The organism is Photorhabdus sp. RM96S (assembly GCF_042879335.1).
Taxonomy (GTDB): domain Bacteria; phylum Pseudomonadota; class Gammaproteobacteria; order Enterobacterales; family Enterobacteriaceae; genus Photorhabdus; species Photorhabdus kayaii.
In genome coordinates, this window is the sequence record NZ_JBHFKT010000295.1 from 1 (window position 1) to 223 (window position 223).

Annotated in this window: 1 protein-coding gene; it reads right to left on the reverse strand. The window is 59.6% G+C overall.

The features are described from left to right. A partial coding sequence (locus tag ACGF49_RS25425) for a type VI secretion protein IcmF/TssM N-terminal domain-containing protein (protein WP_387493626.1) occupies nucleotides 1–223 on the reverse strand: 223 nt, incomplete at both ends.

The following is a 223-nucleotide window of genomic DNA, read 5'->3' on the forward strand; positions in this document are numbered from 1 at the left end:
GACGCCCAGGATCTGGGCGCGCTGCGGCCTGTCCAGTGACTGAAAGGCGGCGCTGAAACCGTGCAGCCGGTCGAGTTTGGTCAGCACCAGATAGACAGGCAGATGATGATGTAGGGTTAATCGCAGATCCTGCAGGCGCAGGTGAAGCGCGGCAATAACCTGTTCCCGCTGGGCTTTGTTGTCGGTCAGTAAGCGGTGAATGTCCACCGTCAGGATGATGCCG